Genomic DNA, 2,428 nt, shown 5'->3' with positions numbered 1-2,428 from the left:
GAAAGACCATCTGCCGCAAGCTTCCGTCTCCACTAAAACATGGGAAACTCCCACCTTTTCACTTCTTAAGTCGCCATTGCTTTAGCATCTTGCATTGATCTTATGCACTTTCGAAATTCAGGTTTATAGTAAAAGTCTAAGAATGAACAATCGTCTTTTGAGAATTTATCATCAGGATTAATACCAAATTCATCAATCCATTTTTGTTTATGTTCCAATAATCGTCCCTTATTTTCCCTTTTTGGTGGTTTCCCTATTAATGCTTCTACACATCTACAAGCTTGTACAATTGCAGTTTCGTAATCTGCTATAACATTTGCTCGTTCCCATATTTCTGGTTCATGACTTAGGTGTTTCTTGTACGGGGATCTTCCTAATTCACATATCAAACAACAATAATGAACTTTCATAGAAGCAAAGAAAGTACTCATTGCAGTAAATGCCCTATCATCACGCAGAAGTAGCTCTAATAGTTGTGATAAATCATAAAGATCTGTAAGTTTCAAAATAGTTCCATTAAGTAAACCATATTTATCAATATCACTAATATTGAATATTTGTTGTTCTTGTATTGATTTTTTCGGATTAAAATAGTAGAACCACCTATACTCCAAATCCATTGTATGTTCAAAGTCCCTAGAATAAGAATATGCCAATTGAATAACCACCCCAATATTCTTCCAAAAATCTTGGCTTTTTACATTACTAGAGACTAATGAAACTAATGCGGTTTCTTTATCCTTTGTATGTGTCCATATAAATAATTCTTCTTCATCACATCTCATAATCGGCTCAAAATCATGAACTCTTGGCTTGAAACTATTTTCAAATTTAATTCCTTGAATGAGGGCATGCTTGCATACATCATTGGGTATGTCAGTTGGATAGTACTTTTCGAGATATTCTTGCTTTTCTTTATAATATGATGCTAAAATCTCTTGTAATTTTACATCAAAATCCAAATCGTTATCCAAATTATCTTTATTATTCATGTTTACACCCCAATCTTCTTGGTTCCGATTATTTTCTTCAAGCAACAGGACGTTGCGAATGAATTACTTCCAAATCTTTGGGAGCATTCTTTCAGATAACGTTCTTGTATTCACGACGTCCATTCCCCTTAGATAGCTCTTATCTTAGGAGAATGGACGTGTCCGGCTGAATATGCCCACATCTCTTCCACCCCGGCCGGACCGAGGGCGCATGCCCGAAGCGTGAATATGGTGTTATAAGATGTGGGGGCCTTCACCGAATTAACATCAAAGTTATTTAAATCTCTTCATAGGTTTGGATGCCTCTTATCATATGGTTTATATATCTATTCCTCTTTAATTCCTTCAACTCGTTCACTTTATTTTGACAATCTAAGAGCACATCAGACATATACCCAGTCAAGTCAGAAATTACAGATGGGTTAACACCATTTAATATCATTCGAATAATTGCAAATTTAGCTAGTCCTGTTGGAGTAAAGGGGTTTCTAATACCTTCTTCTATTGGGTGTAATCTAAAATATTCGTTTTTTATTTCTTTCAAGTATCCATTGGGATAGTCATGCTTTATAGGCTTATCTTCTCTGTTTACAAATAAGTTTTCACAAGATAAGTCTTTAGTTGAAAGCTCATTTAGATAAGCTTCTAGCGCTTTATGTACTGTAAATGGAATTTCTAACCTCAAACTTCTTCTTGGACTTTCAGAATAAATAATTTCCAATTGTCGTTCATCACATAGGTAATTTTCCTTTTTTAATTTGATGATTCGATCAGGACTTAACCCGTATAATAAGATCAGCTTAATAATAATTTGGACTTGTCTTGTTTTAAAAGAGCTCTGCAGATCGTTATTGATGAAACTTAAAATAAATGTATATTGCTCATCAGTTATTGAAGGAAATGTTTGCCTTTCTTCAAGCTCAATCTTCCTATCAAATAAAGCCTTCTCAATTTCCTTACTTAAACCAGTAAATGGTCTAATTGATACTAGATTCTGATTAGGGTACAAATTAAATAACGTTTCATCAAAAAATCTATTAATAGCTATTAGGTAATCGTCTATAGCAGATTTACTTCTAACATTATCATTATTCATAATGTAATAAATGGTAGAATGAATTAAATCACTTCTTGTAAGTTCATATTTAAATAAATTTTCGATTGTTGAATCTGATTTCAATTCAAGAATATATTGAAAGAAATAATCTCTAATCTTAGGTATATATTGATTGTTCTCAAAAATTGTAAGTCCACTACTAAAAACACTTAACAAGTGTATAAGTTTTTCTTTCATGTTTGTTTTGTCTCCTTATTGAGCGTTTTGCAGTAATCTGAGGCCTTGAGCCGTAAGGATTTTCGGACATAAAAAAGGGACTTCACCCCAACTTGGAGAAGTTTTCAAGTGACCAAACCCAAAAACCTCAAGGATGGAGGAA

At 33.2% G+C, this 2,428-nt stretch carries 2 protein-coding genes; both read right to left on the bottom strand.

What is annotated here, in order from left to right:
- Positions 1-65: 65 nt before the first annotated feature.
- Entirely contained in the window at positions 66-992 is a 927-nt protein-coding gene (locus KI367_RS26535) for a hypothetical protein (RefSeq protein ID WP_212953278.1), read from the bottom strand.
- A gap of 277 nt (positions 993-1,269) precedes the next feature.
- Entirely contained in the window at positions 1,270-2,286 is a 1,017-nt protein-coding gene (locus KI367_RS26530) for a tyrosine-type recombinase/integrase (protein WP_212953276.1), read from the bottom strand.
- Positions 2,287-2,428 lie beyond the last annotated feature (142 nt).

Origin of the sequence: Paenibacillus cookii (assembly GCF_018333375.1) — a bacterium.
Classification (GTDB): Bacteria; Bacillota; Bacilli; order Paenibacillales; family Paenibacillaceae; genus Paenibacillus_AQ; species Paenibacillus_AQ cookii.
This window is presented reverse-complemented; position numbering and strand designations above follow the sequence as displayed.